Here is an 18,347-nt window from a genome sequence, read left to right as displayed (position 1 = left end):
CCTCAATTAATTGCGTGACGGCTTTTGGATATGTTAAATACAATTCCGAGCATTATAAAATTTGACAGAAGTGATGATCCCCCATAACTGACGAAAGGCAAGGGAATTCCGATGACAGGAACAATTCCTATGACCATTCCAATATTGATGGCAAAATGAATCACGAAAATTGACAGGATTCCCACAACGACCAGACTGAAAAAGTCACTCTTTGTTTCACTTGCTATCTTGAGGATTCTGAGAAATATAAGTACGAATAATGAAATCACGGCGATTGTGCCAAAAAAGCCAAATTCCTCACCAACCACGCAGAAAATAAAGTCTGACCACAATTCGGGTATGAACTGTAACTGTGTCTGACTGCCTGACATGAATCCCTTGCCCCAAAGTCCTCCGGAGCCTATTGCTATCTGCGCCTGAATGGCATTATAACCTGCTCCAAGTGGATCCGAGTTGGGATCGACAAATGTCAGAATTCTTTTTTTCTGGTGAGGGCTAAGGATGTTAAAGAAATACTTTACAAAAAATGCCGAAGCAAAATTTACACCCAGGAGGGCTGTGGTGATGAAAATATTTTTTTTGAAAACAAACAGAAAAGCTATTACAACCGCAAATGCCCCTGCAATGTACCAGACTCCGAACAGTGAACTGATCATCACCAAAGGTGGAGCAAGAACAACAAACAGCCCAAATGCACTTATTCCCCTCCAAAAAAGAAGGGTAAGTATCATTCCAAAATAGACAAGCGAACTTCCAAGATCCGGTTCCAGCATAATCAGGGCAACAGGAAAAAGTCCGATTGCCAGATATTTTAAAATTACTTTTATATCCTCAATATCATTTCCTTTTTCTTCCAGAAATGATGCCAAGGCAAGAAGTGTGGCAATTTTGGAAAATTCAGCAGGCTGCAGGTTCAAAGGTCCAAGACTGATCCACGCTTTAGCACCACCAATTGTTTTACCAAATATAAGTACTGCTATCAATAGGAAGATACTCAACCCGTATGCCCATGGAATTGCAGTTCTTATAAGAGTACTGGGAAGGTTATAGATTACGACAAAAATTATAATTGAGAGGACGAGTGCAACAATCTGTTTTTCAAAATTATTGCGAACCTGTGTTACATTCTGAGTGGAACTGTAAATCGCCAGTAACCCGAATGTTAAAAGAATAATGACAGCACCAAAAATCAGGAAATCAAATCTGCCGGATATTTTTCCGCCTAACTTCATTTAATCCCCGTTTTCGATGTTGGTGACAAGTTGTGTAGAATCTGCTGATTTCGAGGGTTTTTTGGGTTTATCTTCCTTTTCCTTCAGCTTAATCACACCTGAAGACCGAAGATATGCAAGTATTACTTCTTCTGCCACCGGTGCTGCCACATCAGCTCCGTATCCCGCATTCTCAAAAAGTACTGCGACCGCAATTTTGGGATCATCGTACGGGGCAAAACCGACAAACAGTGAGTGGTTTCTGCCATGGATATTTTGTACAGTTCCCGTTTTGCCTGCGATCACCACATCGGTACTCCTGATGTTCTTTGCTGTTCCACCACCACCGTTGACTACAAGCCACATCCCTTTTTTGATAATCCTGACATTATTCTCGTTGACTCCGGTATTTATTTCTTCAAACCGGAAAGGAACAAAGTTCCTTTTCTCGTCAAGATAACCTTTAACGAGATGAGGAACGAACGACTTGCCGTTGTTTGCAACCAGGGCGGTCATCAGAGCGAGTTGCAATGGTGTCATACTTACCTCACCCTGTCCAATGCCAACACTCACTAAAATACCTTTGGGCCAGCCTTTTCCATATATTTTTTCATAATACTGACTGGAAGGAATCAAACCTTTTGACTCTTCAAGAAGATCAATTCCTGTCTTTGTCCCTATCCGGAATTTCTTTGCAAATTCATTCAGCCGGTCCACTCCAATTTCAAAGATCAATTTGTAGAAGAAGACATTGCATGATCCCTCAAGTGCCCTGTAAACTGTAGTGGCACCATGAGCACCGTGACATTTAAATGTTCTGTTTCCATAGGTGAACGAGCCGGGACAGTAAATCGTGCTGTTTTCGTTTAATACACCGAGTTCCAATGCACATAATGCTACCAGTACTTTAAATGTTGAACCGGGAGAATGGGTTGACATGGTTGCTCTGTTAAACTGCGGCTTCAGCGGGTTTGTTACCAGCTCCCTCATGTAATCTGCAGGAGTAATATCCGAAAATTTTGAAAGATCGTATCCGGGTGAACTTGAAAACGCCAGTATCTCACCGGAAGATGGTTCTATGGCAACAATTGCTCCGCTCCTGCCGTGCATCACCTTTTCGGCTGTAAGCTGTGCTGCGGAATCAAGCGAAAGCACAAGGTCTTTACCCTTTATTGAAGGCTTATCAGCATTTCCTTCCTTAAACCTCGCAATTTTCTTCCTCGATGCGTTTACCAGAATATAGTTGTATCCCTTTTCACCGCGAAGGTAGGTTTCATAGCTCTTTTCGATACCATTCATGCCGATGTTATCACCAAGAGTATAAAAGCTGTCTTTTTTTAGATCATTGTCATTTGTCTCTTTTAGATAACCGAGAACATGGGATGCGCCAAAAATATTCGTGTAGCCCCGTTTTATTTCAATTATGTAATCGACTCCCGGGAACCGTTCAGAATTCTCTTCCAACCACCCGATTTCCTGAAATGTAGCCCCCTTTTTAATGCGGACAGGCTGATACTTCCCGTATTTTTTGTGCTTAAGAAGTATCCGTGAAATAGTGTCTTTGGGGAGTTGGAGGAGCGATTCAAGCATCGAATTTTTTGTGGTGTCATATTCGTATGGAGTAATTCTCACAGTGTACGACGGCACATTGTCAACAAGCAATCTAAAATTACGGTCATAAAGAACACCCCTCAGGGGCATCTGTTCAATCGCTTTAATACTGTTGTCGGTAGATTTGTTTTCAAATTTACTGTTGAAAACTATTTGCATCTGAAATAGCTTTAAACCGTAAACAAGAAAAAGACCCAGTATTATGGAAGCGAGCACAGTCTTTCTTGTAGAGGAAAGTAGTGTCATTCCAGCCAGTCACCTTTTTTTGTTGGAGTTGCAAAGATCCAAATTGCGCTTATGAATCCTGTGTAAAGTGCGGGAGTAATTCCCTGCTCAAAAATAAGTTTAAGAAGATTATTATTCAGGTCGAAATTTGTTACCAGAGCGAAAGTTGAAGAGTTGATGAAGGCTGCAAGCAGAATTATAAATATAAACCTGTAGGACTTTAAATTAATGTCCATTCTGTTTGTACTGAAATAACCGGCAACGAATCCTGCGACAGTTTTGGCAAGAGCAGCACTTCCAAGTAAATTTCCTGTGACAAGGTCAAATATCAGTCCGGCACCAAATCCAAACACGGTACCCGGTATCTGTCCCTGTTTCACCGCATAGTAAACAACAAGAATAAGTATAAGGTCAGGAACTATCGTTTCAATTGAAATAAGTGGAACGAAAACGACTTGTACAAACAGAAGCGGAATCAGATATAAAACCGGAAGAAGGTATTTGAAATATTTGTTGTTTGTCATTTCGTCTTCAGATAATTCAGTTCGTAATTGTCAACTTTTTTACTCTGCACCATACGCATCACAAACACATTAAGGGTACTGTTCAGATCAACATACGGTTCGATGAGAATATCGTTAAACAAACCGCTTTCGGGATTCAGAATCTTAACCACTTCACCAACGGGAAGATTTATCCCGATCAAGGAACTGATTTCAGAAGTGATGATTCTCTCCCCTTTTTTCAACTGCAATGTTTTTGGAATCCCTTGCATTATCAGCTCGGTTCCGTTCCATTTCAGGATACCGGGGGTTCCCGAATTCAACAATTTCACGATAATTTTCAGATTTACATTTTTATAAGTTCTTACGATCGAATAGTTTTCCGTAGAAGTGTAGACGATTCCAAGAAGTCCGTTGTGCGATATGACAGGCATCCCGGGTTTTACGGAATCTTTAGTGCCTTTGTTGATTGTAAAATTGACCTGATCGGCAAGGTATGATTTGGAAATTACTTCTGAAGCAATCAGTTCATATGAGCTGGTATCCTGGAAGGCAAGCATTTCTCTCAATTCACTGTTTTCCAGACCGAACTCCCGCAACTGATTGTTTTCGAGCATCAGTTCAGCATTTCTTCTTCTGAGTTCTTCATTGTCTGAACGGAGATCAGTGATGAAATTTACATACCCGAATACTCCTGAAACTCGCGAAAAAGTGGACAACGCAAGTGCCCTCAGCTTTTGAGTCGATTCAGATTCACTTAACGACATCAGAAAAAATGAAATGATTATGAGAATTATCAGGATTAGATAAGACTTGAAAGATTGAAAAAGTGAATGGAAAAATTCTCTCATTCTAATAGCGACGGTGCCTTATCAAAACTGCAGAATATCCATTTAGATTATCAATAACTCTTCCGGCACCCCGAACCACGGCAGTCAGAGGTTCCTCTGCAATGTGAACGGGCAGATTTGTCTCCAGTCTTATTCTTTTATCAAGACCTTTCAGTAGTGCGCCACCACCTGACAGCATAATTCCGGAGCTGTGAATATCCGCTGAATGTTCGGCACCTGTTCTCTCGAGCAATCTCCTGACTGCCTCAAGAATCTGAACTACAGGTCCCTCCAGGGCATCCCTGATTTCCACAGACGAAACTTCAACTTTCTTTGGAACACCGCCTACAAGATCCCGTCCCTTCACTTCGATTGTAAGTTCTTCCGGTAATGCCATCGCTGAGCCGACCTGGCACTTTATAGCTTCAGCAGTCCTTTCACCAATCAGAATATTGTAATTCCTCCTGAAGAAACTCACAATTGCCTCATTCATTTCATCACCGGCAACTTTGATTGATTCTTCAACCACGATACCGGAAAGGGCGATTACAGCAATTTCCGTTGTTCCTCCACCAATGTCGATAACCATGTTACCTTCAGGTCTGGAGACATCAATTCCAATACCGATGGCAGCGGACATTGGTTCGGAAATAAGGTGAACTTCTTTTGCCCCTGCATGTTCAGCACTGTCCCTGACAGCCCTTTTTTCAACTTCGGTCACTCCACTCGGAACCGCTATAACTACCTTTCTGGCAGAAACAATACCTGAATTCACTTTTTTGATAAAAGCACGGATCATGCCCTCGGCAATTTCGAAATCGGCGATTACACCGTCTTTCATGGGTCTTGTTACCGCAATTTCCCGGTGCTCTCTGCCCATCATCTCTTTGGCTTTATTTCCAAGGGCGATGATTTTCCTTGTATTGCGGTCGTAAGCCACGATCGAGGGCTCGTTTAACACGATTCCTTTACCTTTGACATGAATAAGTGTATTCGCTGTCCCAAGGTCGATTGCTATATCATTTGCTAAAAAATCCAATAATCCCATCTAAGAAACCTCAGTGTTTAAAGTGTCTGACTTTTGTAAATATCATAGAGATCGCATGCCTGTCAGCAGCTTCTATACTCTCTTTGTCGCGTACCGACCCCCCGGGTTGTACGATAACAGTAATTCCTGCCTCAGCAAGAAGATTCACTCCGTCCTCAAACGGGAAAAATGCGTCTGATGCTGCAATTGCTCCTTTGATATCAAATCCGAACTCTTCAGCTTTTCTGATAGCAATCTTTACTGAATCCACTCTGGAAACCTGTCCGGCACCAATTCCGATTGACCTGCCATCCTTGACTAAAACTATGGCATTCGATTTTACATTTGCACAAATTTTCCAGGCTAAAAGGATATCCTTTGCAGCCTCTTTCTCAGGCATTTTTTTTGTTACTGTTTCAAAATTCTCGAGCTCACCCCGGTATGAATCCTTTTCCTGAACGAGGTAGCCCCCTGCAGCATTTCTGATGACGAAGGGAATATCCACTTTTTTCTTCTGAAGAAGCACCCTTCTTTGTTTTTTTCTGTTCAAAATCTCGATGGCATCTTCCGTGAATGAAGGTGCGACCACAAGTTCAAGAAAAATCTCGTTTAATTTTTCCGCTGTCCCGGCATCAATGGGACTGTTAAATACCACTATTCCTCCGAAAGCAGAGACCGGATCACACGACAAAGCTTTCGTGTAAGCATCCAATGAGTTTTCACCTGTACCGACTCCACAGGGATTACTGTGTTTTATAATTGCACACACGACTCCGTCAAGTTCTGAGACGAGTTCTGAAGCTGCCGAGAGGTCAAGTATATTGTTGTACGAGAGCTCTTTGCCGATGAGCTGTTCAAAGTGTTCGTTGAAGTCACCGAAAAAATATCCCTTTTGGTGAGGATTCTCACCATATCTTAATACCCGTCGCTCGGGTTCGAATATCGAAAGTGTTCCTGTTTCATCGGTAGTTCTCCTTTCAAGAGTTGAGGAGATAAGTGAATCATATTGCGCTGTAACTTTGAAAGCTTCAATGGCTAAAAACTGCCGGTAAGATTCATCAATTTCTCCTTTTTCCGCTCTTTCAAGAAACTCGCCGTATTGATGAGGAGCTGTGAGTATCGAAACAAATTTAAAATTCTTTGCTGCAGCCCTTATCAGTGAAACTCCGCCAATATCTATCTTTTCAACAAGTTCAGGTATTGATGAGTCGACTTTTGAAGCTGCCTCTGAAAAATTGTACAGATTTACAACCACCACATCAATATCTTCAATTCCGTGAAGTGCCATCTCGGCAAGGTCATCGCTGTTATCTCTTCTCGCCAGAATTCCGCCGAATACTTTTGGATTAAGAGTCTTTACCCTTCCTCCCAGAATTTCGGGGAATCCCGTAAAATCACTGATTTCAACACATTCGACTTTCGACTCCCTCAACAGCCGTGCTGTGTTTCCTGTTGAAACGATTGTATATCCCAAACCTGACAAACCGGATGCCAGTTCGACACAACCGGTTTTATCCGTCAGTGAGACAAGAGCATATTTCTTCAATTTTCTTCTTTCTGTAGTTTAACTGACAGTGGAACAAATTCAGATGATTCTTACTCTGCCTTCCACAATCCTTATCCTTTGTTTTGCAAAAAGTGCAACTGTTTCTGGAAGCAGTTTATGCTCCGCGACCAGCACTTTTTTTGCTATCTCATCAGGAGAATTCACCATGGATATATCTACTGCGGATTGGGCAATTATATATCCCTTGTCATATTCATTGTTTACAAAATGTACCGTAGGTCCCGATATCCTGGCGCCTGATTCAAACACAGCCTCATGTACAAAATGTCCGTACATCCCCTTTCCGCCAAAAGACGGAAGAAGTGCCGGGTGGATATTTATTATCCGATTTTCAAACTTTGACACAAACCCGGGAGGAACAAGTTTCAGAAAACCCGCGAGTACAACAAGACCAATACCCTTTGCAATTAATATTTCTGCAATTTCATCAAAACCTGAGGCGTGCGTTCCAACAGTCAGGGTCTTAATCCCTCTTGCCTGAGCAAACTCAAATGCCTTACAATCAGGTTTGTCACTAATGACATAACTTGTTTCAACTAAATCAGTTAACGAGTCGCTGTTCACGATTGACTGAAGGTTCGATCCCCTGCCTGAAACAAAAATTGCCAGTTTCAGCTTTGCCATATAATGTCAGTTTGTGAGGGAATAAATCTTGCTTGCCTTCACAAACTCCCGGAACAGAGGATGAGCCTTGGTCGCCCGGCTCTTCAATTCAGGATGGAACTGGCAAGCTACAAACCACGGGTGGTCCTTCAATTCAATCATTTCAACAAGTAAACCATCGGGTGAGGTACCGCTTATTATCAACCCTGCATTCTCCAACACACCCCGAAAATCGTTGTTTACCTCATATCTGTGACGGTGTCTTTCCCAGATATCGCTGACACCGTATGCCTCGGCTGCCTTGGTGCCTTCTTTAATGACGCAATTATAAGAACCGAGTCTCATTGAACCACCGAGGTTTTTAATTCCTTTTTGACCCGGCATAAGGTCAATAACCGAGTAGTTGCCTTTCTTGATTTCAGAACTGTTTGCTTTTGGCAGTTTGCACTCTGATCTTGCAAATTCAATTACCGCACATTGCATGCCGAGACAAATTCCGAAAAATGGAATGTTGTTTTTTCGGGCGTAATTGATGGTCTTTATTTTTCCCTCAATTCCCCGGATGCCAAATCCTCCGGGAACCAGAATTCCACTTATACCGGAGAACAACTCATTCAAATCACCTGTTTCGCAGTCTTCTGCGTTTACCCATCTGATTTTGACTTTTACACCGTTTTCTGCACCCGCATGTACGAATGATTCCATTATGCTTTTATAAGCATCATGATAGTCGATGTACTTGCCACTAATAGCAATTTCTATTGTACGGTCAGGATTTTTAATCTTATTTACGAATTTCTTCCATTGCCCGAGTTCAATTTTCGTATCCTGCAACCTGAACTTTTTCAGTACCACAAGGTCCATTTTCTCCTGATGCAGAATCAGAGGCACTTCGTAGATTGTGTCGCAATCCTGAGTCGAGAAAACCGAAGAACTTTCCACATTACAAAATGAAGCAATCTTGGCTCTTATCTCGAGTGAAAGATTCTTCTCGGATCGGCATACAAGAAGGTCCGGTTGGATCCCGAGTTCCAGAAGGGCTTTTACGGAATGCTGTGTGGGCTTGGTTTTTACCTCGGCAGCAGAACGAATATATGGCACATAAGTAACATGGATGGTCAGGGCATTCTTTTTACCAAACTCATGAAGCAATTGTCTGACCGCTTCGATAAACGGAAGGCTTTCTATATCGCCGATTGTCCCGCCAATCTCGGTAATTATTATGTCATATTCACCTGATTCACCAAGCTTACACATCCGTCTTTTAATCTCATCTGTGATGTGCGGTATTACCTGAACAGTAGCTCCAAGGTATTCACCCTGTCTCTCTCTGTTGATAACATCATAGTAAATCTGTCCGGTGGTGGTATTATTTGCACGGTTCATATTCAATCCGAGAAATCGCTCATAATGCCCCAGATCGAGGTCCGTTTCAGCACCATCTTCGGTTACATACACTTCACCGTGCTGAAATGGATTCATCGTTCCCGGATCCACATTGATGTACGGATCAAATTTCTGGATTGTTACCCGGTAGCCACGCTGTTTCAGTAACAATCCCAACGATGCGGCTGTTATTCCTTTACCAATCGAGGATACTACCCCGCCGGTAATAAAAATGTACTTAACCAACTTATGTCCATAAAATTAAATAATTTAAACTTCTAATATAGTTAGAAAGGCAACCTTTTTCAAAGTTAATGGATGTCTTTACCCAATTACTTTTTCCCTGATATTCTCTGCCCAGCGGGAGTAGGCATAACCGTTCAGATGAAGCCCGTCTGATGTAAAATCAAGTGACAGGTTGCCTGAAATGTCCTTTAAAAGAGCGTTATTGTCTAAAAACTGAACATTTAATTCTTCCGCCATCACTGCAAGTGAAGCATTTACTTCATCAATTGTACTGTTTTTTATTCCAGTTTGAAGCATCATTTCCCTGACAGGAAGTATCGATTGAAGAAAAATTATTGCACCTGTGAAACCGGTAAGTTGTAAAATAATTTCCCTGATGTTGGAAATCACTTCGTCCTTCGGGTAATGCCTCTGCAAATCGTTCACACCAATGGTTAAAAATATTTTTTCAGGATTCAATCCGGTAATCTGATCCAGCCGGTTCAATACTCCGGCGGTACTGTCACCCGATATTCCCCTGTTTATAATTCTGATTTCGGGAAAAAATTCCTGCCACTCACACATTTCTGTTATACTGTCACCTAAAAAAACGACGCCACCACCATCACTTCCAAACATTGAAAACAGGGTTGTGCGATGAATATAGTGTGAATCGATCTCAAGTTTTCTGCTCATGTTGCTTTCTGATCTCTCAAATTTTTTGTAATTTCAAGATATAAATTTAATTAATACTTATTCCCCCAATTCATATTTCCGGTGCTCGATGCAAAATATTTTCAAATTTTTTCTCCTCTTCATGACCCTGGTATTTCCCCTTTCCGCTCAGTTTGATACACATATCACGGAAAATATTACTTCCGGATTCAGACGCTACCCCCTTTATGAGGAAGTGACGAATGCCTCCTGTGGTCCCTGTGCACAGAGTAACCCCGCCCTGAATTCATACATGGAGACAATGAAAGACTCCTTGACTGGTGTAACTTATCATGCATGGTGGCCCGGGGTCAGCGATCCGATGTATCAGCACAATATTCAGCAAAACAGAGATCGGATTCAATTTATGAAAGGGAATGTGAATGCGACACCCTGGTTGAATGTCGATGGAATAATTGTGGATGTCTGGCCCTTCTCATCCTCAAACCTGTCGGGAGCATACAAGACCAGAATGGCGGTCGCCTCCCCGCTTGGACTTGAGGTCAGCCAGTCCCGAATTTCTGCCGATTCAATTGAAGTTAAAGTTAAGGCATATTTACTGTCGAACCTCCCGGCAGGTACATGGAAGTTAAGACTTTATGCGGTTGAACACCCGGTTAATTTCACAACTGCACCCGGTACGAATGGAGAGAAGTATTTTCCTCATGTATTTAGAAAATCGGTCCCAAATTCTTCTGGAGAGCTTTTCCCGACCTCAAAAGGTATCTATGAGTTTACCTGGAGATATAAATTCGAATCTGCGTGGAAAGATACAAATCAATATTCCGTAGCCATTGTTCAGGATGATATTACGAAAGAAGTGGTTAATACCGGAAGCAGCAGACGACCACTCCAATTTCCTGTCGGCATAAAAGAAGATGAGGCAGGATATCTTCCTTCAACGGTAACACTTTACGACAATTACCCGAATCCATTTAACCCCTCGACAGTGATTTCCTATTCAATACCTGAGGCAACAGATGTTAACCTCAGTGTATATAATGCCTCAGGTGAATTTATTAAATCACTAGAAAGCGGTCATAAAGCTGCGGGTCATTACAAAATCGGGTTTGAAGCCACCGGTTTTTCATCAGGAGTCTATTTCGTCGTTCTGAACACACCGGTTGGAAGATCAATCAAAAAAATCAGTCTGCTCAAATAGTCATGAGCTGATGGATCTGCCGGGATATCACTTCTTGTCGTCAGCACTGGGACCGTACAATCCCGGTACTTTAAGATCATTCATCCGCAAATAAACGGTCAATTGCCCTCTGTGATGAATCATATGGTTCATCACCGAGGACCTCAGAACCGAGTGCCTTGGCTCTCCAAAAAACGGTTTGCCATTGTAATAGAGAGTCCACATTTCATTCATCTGGTCTACTGTCATTCCACGGAGTACCTCGAGAAATTTTCTCACATTTTCATCAAACTTACCGAGCATCTCTTCCTTATCCACAGGGACATCAAAGTCAGGATTGACTTCGGAATCTTTTAAATGATATTCATTCGTGGTCAGAGTCAATAAACCCCAATATGAAATGTTAGCAAGATGCAAGGCAAGGTGCTTCATTGAAAAAGATCTTGGATGAGGTTTGTAATCCAATTTGCCAAAATCAAGATTTTCGAGCACTTTCCTTGTTCCTTTGAATTCATTTTCAAATTCACGATAGAATTCGTCAACCATCATTTTTCTCTCCTTTTCTTTGGTTTTCTTGTGTCAAAATATCGTAAAGATTCATGTTTGTTCATTTTTGAATTATGATAAACTCTGTTCTTCTGTTCTCAGCTCTGCCTTCTTCCGTCTTGTTGTCGGCAACGGGCTTTGTGTCGCCGAACCCGATCGCTTTTATCCTGTTACCGTCAATTCCTCTTTTGATAAGTTCCGTCTTGACAGCATCAGCCCGCTGTTGCGAAAGTTTCAGATTATAGCTTTTGTCCCCGACATTATCTGTGTGGCCATGAATTTCAATATCAAAAAGCGGGTTCCTGACAAGAAGATCAACAACAGTCTGAAGAGCCCGCTCCGAGGATGCTTTAAGATCATATTTGTTGAATTCAAAATTGATGTTAAGCAAAACCGGTACATTTGCTTCGGGGGTATTGTTAAAATTGGCAAATGTTTCTATCTCATACTGTGGCATGCAGAATTTGATACTGACGGTATGTTGACCATACTCAACGGGTCTGTACTGAAGGATGTAGGCATGCCGCAACCGGCTGTATATATCCGCGTAGACTCTGCTGAACTCGGAAGAAAGATACATGTGATTATATGTTCCCCCGGTTGAGACTGCCAGTTCTTTCAGAAAATTCTCATTCACATCCCTTCCAAAATCGATAGCACAGATAATTACATCATTATCAAGAGCGTATTCGATAAGGCTGTCAAGGAAATTCGAACCTTCAGTTCCATCGGTATAGACAATCACTATCTTACTCTTGACAGGCGCATTCTTTACAGCGTCAATTCCTGTCATTATGGCTTTTACGAGAGATGATTTTCCTCCATAACCTGTCAAACCGGAGGGAGTGAGTTTGTTTAGAAGAATTGAAGCCTCAGTTGTTAAAGGAACCTCCACAACCGCCTTGTCGTCGTATTTAACGATGGAAACAGCGTCATCCTTGTTTTTAATTTTTATCAGATCTGCCGCGGCAGCTTGAATGATATTTGCGCGATCTTCCCCGATTGATCCACTGTGATCCATCACCAGCGATACTGCGATCGACTCAACAATCGCACCCGGAATCTCGGCAAGCTTAAAATCATCAATCTTAAAGGTTTTACCATTCACTTCTTCAGTAACACTGCACCACTTTTTTAACCACTCACCTTCGAGTGCATTGGTTAGCATTATTCCATCAGAATTCAGGATATTCATGTAGATGGAGATCAAATCAGCTTGAGATGCATCGACACGACTCACCGTGAGAGAAGGATTTTGTGCATTCATTTCGCTTATTCGGCTTATTCCACTAACATAAAGTGGTTTGTAGTTTGCCGGAGGTGTCGAGTCATCTTTAACAGCTTCAACCGGGGTTGAACAACCGGTCAAAAAGACTATTAATAAAAGAGAGTTGATGAGAATGAGTAATTTTGTTTTCATATCTGATCCGATTGAATAACTATGATTAAAAAATTGTTAGAGTGAAATTCATGATTAAATGATCAGGAAAAATAATCAGTTTCCGTTAAAAAAGCGCGATTAATCTGCATTTTATCAAATTGCAATCTACATTTATTTCATTTAATACTCATGAAATCGACTGAAATAGTTTTTGGAGAACGAAAAAAGCATTTGTTAGTAGCAAATATCTCATTACATTTGGGGGTATGAAAAGAAAATTTCTTATTTCCATTCTGATTTTTGTATTTTTCCTGTCCGCAACAGGTTTCCCCGTTGTTATTCATACTTGTGAATCTTCGGGCGTAAGTACACTATTTGGATGTGAAATGTGTGAGGAGACCGCCGAGGTTCCCGCACCTGAATCTTGTTGTGATGAAAATCCTGATGAAAATAAGTCGGATTTTAGTCAGTGCGAAACGATTAAGTCACTTGACGGTGAGTCTTGCTGCTTCGAAAAAGTCGATTTGCACAAAATTTCATACGATGTTTCTGTATTTAACCTGTCAAATCTCTTTATATGTGAATTTGATGCGGTTACAGTCTCTTCTGACCTTACCAGTGAGCAGGAAATTACTCAGATTCTCAGGAATACAGACGACCTTCCTCCCCCTTCATTCGGTAAATCCCTTTTAACCTCGATACACCAACTAAAAATAGCCTTACCTCTAAGCTAAACGCTTGTCAATAGACTGCTCCCGGTATTGCTCCATTACTCATGGCAATTAAGGACTGTCAACAACTCTACAATTATTGATTTCTCCTAAAGAGAAGAGGTTTAAAATGAAATTTAAATTTTTATTACAAATGTTGATTCTGTTAAGTGCAGTTACCATTGCACAGAATCTCAAAGGTTTTGTTTACGAACTCGATCAACAAAACAAAAAAGTCCCCCTTGTTTCAGCCAATCTGTTTTGGAAGGATACCAAAATCGGAACGGTTACCGACATCAACGGTTTTTTCTCAGTCAAAAAGCCCGCAGGTAAAAGTGCTTTGCTGGTTGTGAGTTATACCGGATATGTCGCCGATACAATCGAGGTTTCCGGCAGCAAGGACTCCATCGAGATTGTTCTCACCCTCAATGCCCAACTTAAGGAAGTTCTTATTTCTGCCGAGAGATCTTCACGCTTTATGGATGACCTTGAACCGGCTCAGGTCGAGATTATTACCGGTAAAGAACTTCTGAAAGCTGCCTGCTGTAACCTTGGCGAAAGTTTTACTACCAATGCCTCGGTTGATGTGCAGTATCAGGATGCAGTCTCGGGAGCCCGTCAGATACAGTTACTTGGACTTGCCGGTGCATATACCCAAATGCTCTTCGAAAACATCCCTTCAATGAATGGTATCGGAAATTCATTTGGACTTGGTTTTGTACCCGGACCCTGGATATCACAGATCAGCGTTTCGAAAGGATCTGCATCGGTTGTGAACGGATATGAATCGATCACAGGACAGATTAATGTCGGTTATAAGAGTGCAACCGACGCTGAGAGGTACTACTTCAACGCCTTCCAAAGTTCGCACTACAAGACAGACATTAACGCAAATGCTGCAATAGAACTGAATGACCATGTCAGCACAATTTTCCTCGCCCATTCCAACTTTGTATCGAAAATGGTGGATGACAATTTTGATTCATTCACAGATGACCCAAAAACCATACAATACAATGTGATGAACAGGTGGAAAATTCATACCAATTTTGGCTTGGAATCACAGTTCGGTATTCACTACCTTTCGGAAAAGCGAACGGGCGGACAAATGTTTCCGATGCTTTCGGGAAAACAGTATAAAATTGACATCGACTCAAGACACTTCGATTTCTACTCAAAGACCGGTTATGTTTTCTCTGCAGAGCCATACATAAGTCTTGGTTTAATGCTTGATGCACATTCCCACGACCAGAATACTCTGTTTGGAGAGAGAAAGTATGATGCGTCGCAAAAAATCTTTTTCTCGAAACTGATTTTCGAAATGCGTTCTATCGACAATATTCATTCGGTAATAACCGGATTGAGCTATACACACGATCAAATTGATGAGTCGCTTAATGCATCCGGTTCAACGAAAAAAGAATCAGTACCTGGTGTATTCCTCGAGTACAACTTCTCGCCTGACAATCTTCTCTCCATAGTACCCGGAGTAAGAGTCGATTTTCACAACCTTTTTGGTACTCTCGTAACTCCGAGAATCCATATTAAGTACAATTTTGACGAAAACACCTCAGTTCGTGCATCTGCAGGAAAAGGTTACAGGGCGGTAAACATCTATGCAAACAATATGAGTTATCTCGCCAGTTCAAGAAATTTTGTACTTAATAACACCAACTCATACGAAGAAGCATACAACTACGGACTGAATTTCACCCGCTACTTCATGTTATCGGGAAGAGAGTTGAGGGTGACCCTTGACTACTACAGAACCGACTTCATCAAACAGGTGGTCACAGATATCGATACCGATCCTTCGAGCATTCTGTTTTATGATTTGAATGGCTCCTCATTCTCAAACAGTTATCAGGTGGAGCTTGCATACGAAGTGCTCCCCCGCCTCGATATATCGGCTGCTTACAGGTATACCGATGTGAGAACCACCTATAACGGTACCCTGAATATAGTTCCTCTGCACAGCAGGTATAAAGTGCTAACCACGGTCTCATATTCAACTCCGGGGCGTGGATGGGTTTTTGACGCAAGTTTTTTGGTGAACGGACCCGGAAGAATTCCTTCGACCTCCACCAATCCTTCACAGTATCAAAGACCTGAAACATTCGATGCATTTGTAAACATCAACGCACAAATCAGCAAAAAGTTTGATATCTTCGAACTCTATGTCGGTGCTGAAAATATAACAGACTTCAAGCAGGCAAATCCTGTAATAGCTTCAGATGATCCGTTTGGAAAATATTTCGACGCTTCGATGGTCTGGGGTCCAGTTTCAGGAAGAAAATTCTATGCCGGTATCCGGTTAAGTGTATTTTAATTCAACTAAATGAAAGTATTATCATGAAAAAGCAATTATTTCTCGTATTGTTCGTATTCCTGACCGTTAGCGGATTAACCCTTGCTCAGGAAAAACCTGACACAACAAAATCGAAAGCATGTACTGAAGAAAAATCGGACTGCTGTGATTCAACAATAGCAAAAACGGCAGAAGTGCCCACCACTCCGTGGAATACCGTTTGCCCCGTTATGGGAAACAAGGTTAATCCTAAAGTAAAACTTGAGGTCTACAACGGAAAAGCTTACGGTTTCTGCTGCGCAGGCTGTGATGCCAAATTCGCAAAAGATCCTGAAAAATATTCAAAAAACCTGAATGAAACAGGAACCCGCTTTACCGGTAAAAAGTAACGGGAATTGAAAAGTTGGATAACTCTGAAATAACAATTATCTTGCGTTAAGATTTTTATTCTTTCATCGATTGTGAACTTATAAAGTCACAATCGGAAATGCCGGGTTTTATGCTCAGAGTTATCCAGCTTTTTATTTTTATTTTCATACTCACCTCGATATCATATTCTCAGATTGATCCGGGTGCAAGAGGTCGGTACCCTCAAGGGTGGTTTAGTCAGACCATTTCCCGTGAGGGGAGGAATATGAACTGCAGAATTTATTACCCCTCCTTTTCAGACGGTGAAAACAGCCAGATCGACACTGTTAACGGACCCTGGCCAATAGTGGCATTTGGACACGGCTTTTTCATGCAGACAAACTACTACTTCTCACTATTCCGACAACTCGCCTCTCACGGATTCATCGTTATTGCTCCTCAGTTTACAGACACACAACACGGAGAACTCGGAAAAGACCTTATCTTCTGTCTGAATTTCATCAAATCATCGTCCACAGCCACAGGGAACAGATTTTACAAACTCGCCGACACTTCAAAAACGGGTGTCTCAGGACATTCAATGGGAGGCGGCGCCTCTCTGCTGTCCACAATCTATGACTCGACTATAACGATTTCTGCACCGTTTGCCGCTGCCGAAACTGTACCGTCAATTATTTCGACCATTAATTCAACCAAATCAATAATCTACCTGATCTCCTCACAAAACGACGGAATCACTCCTCCCGCAACAACTCAGATTCCAATGTATGAGAATACACCTGACAATAAGGCACTTCTCACCATCAATGGTGGTAACCACACGAAATTTATGGATACTAATATTTGGGATTGGACTGACATAGGTGGATATATTAACAGAAACCTCCAAATTTATCTTTCCCAAAAGTACTTGACTGCTGTTTTCAAACTTTTCCTGCATGAAGACAAAGGCTATTGGAATTACGCTTTTGGTGATTCTGCCAACGCTGATACTTCCGTTGTTTTAAGGAAATCGGTGAATCGACTTCCGTTAAAATCGTTTAAAATGCTAACCGATGAGGGATCGGTAACCAACCAAAACATTAATATCAGGTGGGAGAAATCTTCGACACTGAATCCTCTCGAGAACATCAGATACAATGTGGAATTTGCACTTGATTCACTGTTTGAATCACTTTTCTATGTTTCGCCTGCTGTAGTGGATTCCTCTATTATTATCGATTCCATCCCCCCGGGAGATTTTTATGTACGGATTGTCGCTTCGACCCCCGGCGGGATTCAAAAGTTCAGCAATAATTCGATCAAACTGACACTTTCACCTCCGTTATCTGTGGCAGATGGTTCTCCGGATTTGAGTTCACTTAGAATTTCCGGTGTTTTCCCCAATCCATTTAATCCAGCATTCTCCATCACCATCAATAATCAGAATACGACAGGTATTCTTTTTGAGTTGTATGATATCAGCGGAAAAAAGATTTTATCATCTGAAAAAGTAATTTATCCCGGCATTTCAAAAGAGTACTTCGATCTTTCAGGTAATCCATCGGGTATCTATTTCCTGTCGGTCAGAGTTGAAGGAAGGTCGTTTGTTAAAAAAGTAGTGCTACAGAAGTAAACCGGACTGATTGTTAATTGACTGCATAAAAAAACCGGACTGGGAATTTCCAATCCGGTTTTTTTCTAAATTACAACCTTTAGGCAGGTGGATTCCATGTCTCAAGGATCAATTTCGCATCTTTTTCGAGTTGTTTTTTGATCTCATTAACTCTCAAGGCAGTAGTGTTGAGAGTTGCATAAATATTGTCAACATATAGTCTCAGATCTTCGATGTCATTTCCATCGGGTTTTAGGTGGATTGCCTCCACCATATCCTGAAAAATCAAATCAAGCACTTCGACTTCTTTTTCGAATTTTATTGTTTTGTTATCCATTTTTGCGTCCAAATTATTAATTAAGGTACAGTGAAATATAACTAATTCCACCCAATAAG

Annotated in this window: 17 protein-coding genes; 5 read left to right on the top strand and 12 right to left on the bottom strand. The window is 41.5% G+C overall.

Annotated features, from left to right (window positions below; genetic code table 11):
- Positions 1–2: 2 nt before the first annotated feature.
- From rodA to LCH52_16135, 9 genes are all read right to left on the bottom strand, one after another.
- Complete coding sequence (gene rodA, locus LCH52_16175; protein ID MCA0390027.1) at positions 3–1,232, bottom strand: rod shape-determining protein RodA; 1,230 nt, start codon at positions 1,230–1,232, stop codon at positions 3–5.
- A complete protein-coding gene (mrdA, locus tag LCH52_16170) occupies positions 1,233–3,068 on the bottom strand; it encodes a penicillin-binding protein 2 (GenBank protein MCA0390026.1) in 1,836 nt (611 codons plus the stop codon).
- Complete coding sequence (mreD, locus tag LCH52_16165; GenBank protein MCA0390025.1) at positions 3,065–3,571, bottom strand: rod shape-determining protein MreD; 507 nt, start codon at positions 3,569–3,571, stop codon at positions 3,065–3,067. The genes mrdA and mreD overlap by 4 nt, the downstream gene beginning before the upstream one ends.
- A complete protein-coding gene (locus tag LCH52_16160) occupies positions 3,568–4,401 on the bottom strand; it encodes a rod shape-determining protein MreC (GenBank protein ID MCA0390024.1) in 834 nt (277 codons plus the stop codon). Before LCH52_16160 ends, mreD begins: the two co-directional genes overlap by 4 nt.
- Position 4,402: 1 nt before the next feature.
- Positions 4,403–5,428, bottom strand: a complete 1,026-nt coding sequence (locus LCH52_16155) for a rod shape-determining protein (protein MCA0390023.1) — start codon at positions 5,426–5,428, stop codon at positions 4,403–4,405.
- A gap of 10 nt (positions 5,429–5,438) precedes the next feature.
- Positions 5,439–6,953 (bottom strand): bifunctional phosphoribosylaminoimidazolecarboxamide formyltransferase/IMP cyclohydrolase, encoded by a 1,515-nt coding sequence (purH, locus tag LCH52_16150; GenBank protein MCA0390022.1) that lies wholly within the window; start codon positions 6,951–6,953, stop codon positions 5,439–5,441.
- A gap of 39 nt (positions 6,954–6,992) precedes the next feature.
- Entirely contained in the window at positions 6,993–7,598 is a 606-nt protein-coding gene (locus tag LCH52_16145; GenBank protein MCA0390021.1) for a phosphoribosylglycinamide formyltransferase, read from the bottom strand.
- A 6-nt stretch (positions 7,599–7,604) separates the two neighbouring features.
- On the bottom strand, positions 7,605–9,209 hold the full coding sequence (locus LCH52_16140; GenBank protein MCA0390020.1) for a CTP synthase: 1,605 nt from the start codon (positions 9,207–9,209) through the stop codon (positions 7,605–7,607).
- Positions 9,210–9,287: 78 nt separating this feature from the next.
- Positions 9,288–9,884, bottom strand: a complete 597-nt coding sequence (locus LCH52_16135) for a GDSL-type esterase/lipase family protein (protein ID MCA0390019.1) — start codon at positions 9,882–9,884, stop codon at positions 9,288–9,290.
- Between the two features lie 88 nt (positions 9,885–9,972).
- On the opposite strand from LCH52_16135, the gene LCH52_16130 reads away from it, so the two are divergent.
- On the top strand, positions 9,973–11,064 hold the full coding sequence (locus tag LCH52_16130; GenBank protein ID MCA0390018.1) for a T9SS type A sorting domain-containing protein: 1,092 nt from the start codon (positions 9,973–9,975) through the stop codon (positions 11,062–11,064).
- 27 nt (positions 11,065–11,091) lie between these two features.
- Here LCH52_16130 and LCH52_16125 read toward each other — a convergent pair whose 3' ends face one another.
- Together LCH52_16125 and LCH52_16120 are read right to left on the bottom strand one after the other, a co-directional pair.
- Positions 11,092–11,592, bottom strand: a complete 501-nt coding sequence (locus tag LCH52_16125; GenBank protein ID MCA0390017.1) for a DinB family protein — start codon at positions 11,590–11,592, stop codon at positions 11,092–11,094.
- 58 nt (positions 11,593–11,650) lie between these two features.
- On the bottom strand, positions 11,651–13,009 hold the full coding sequence (locus LCH52_16120; protein MCA0390016.1) for an OmpA family protein: 1,359 nt from the start codon (positions 13,007–13,009) through the stop codon (positions 11,651–11,653).
- 227 nt (positions 13,010–13,236) lie between these two features.
- Here LCH52_16120 and LCH52_16115 point away from each other — a divergent pair, with 227 nt between their 5' ends.
- The 4 genes from LCH52_16115 to LCH52_16100 all read left to right on the top strand — a co-directional run bounded on the left by LCH52_16115 (position 13,237) and on the right by LCH52_16100 (position 17,972).
- Positions 13,237–13,704 carry a hypothetical protein gene (locus LCH52_16115; GenBank protein ID MCA0390015.1) on the top strand — a complete coding sequence of 156 codons (468 nt, stop codon included), beginning with the start codon at positions 13,237–13,239 and terminating at the stop codon, positions 13,702–13,704.
- A 106-nt stretch (positions 13,705–13,810) separates the two neighbouring features.
- On the top strand, positions 13,811–16,009 hold the full coding sequence (locus LCH52_16110) for a TonB-dependent receptor (GenBank protein ID MCA0390014.1): 2,199 nt from the start codon (positions 13,811–13,813) through the stop codon (positions 16,007–16,009).
- Positions 16,010–16,032: 23 nt separating this feature from the next.
- Positions 16,033–16,377, top strand: coding sequence for a YHS domain-containing protein (locus LCH52_16105; protein ID MCA0390013.1), 345 nt, complete (start codon positions 16,033–16,035; stop codon positions 16,375–16,377).
- 245 nt (positions 16,378–16,622) lie between these two features.
- Positions 16,623–17,972: a T9SS type A sorting domain-containing protein gene (locus LCH52_16100; GenBank protein MCA0390012.1), complete on the top strand. Its 1,350-nt coding sequence runs from the start codon at positions 16,623–16,625 to the stop codon at positions 17,970–17,972.
- Positions 17,973–18,051: 79 nt separating this feature from the next.
- Here LCH52_16100 and LCH52_16095 read toward each other — a convergent pair whose 3' ends face one another.
- Entirely contained in the window at positions 18,052–18,288 is a 237-nt protein-coding gene (locus tag LCH52_16095; protein ID MCA0390011.1) for a hypothetical protein, read from the bottom strand.
- Positions 18,289–18,347: the final 59 nt, after the last annotated feature.

This window comes from Bacteroidota bacterium, from assembly GCA_020161395.1.
Taxonomy (GTDB): domain Bacteria; phylum Bacteroidota; class Ignavibacteria; order Ignavibacteriales; family Ignavibacteriaceae; genus UTCHB3.
Note: the sequence above shows the minus strand (reverse complement) of the source record. Positions and strands in the feature narration are given on the sequence as shown.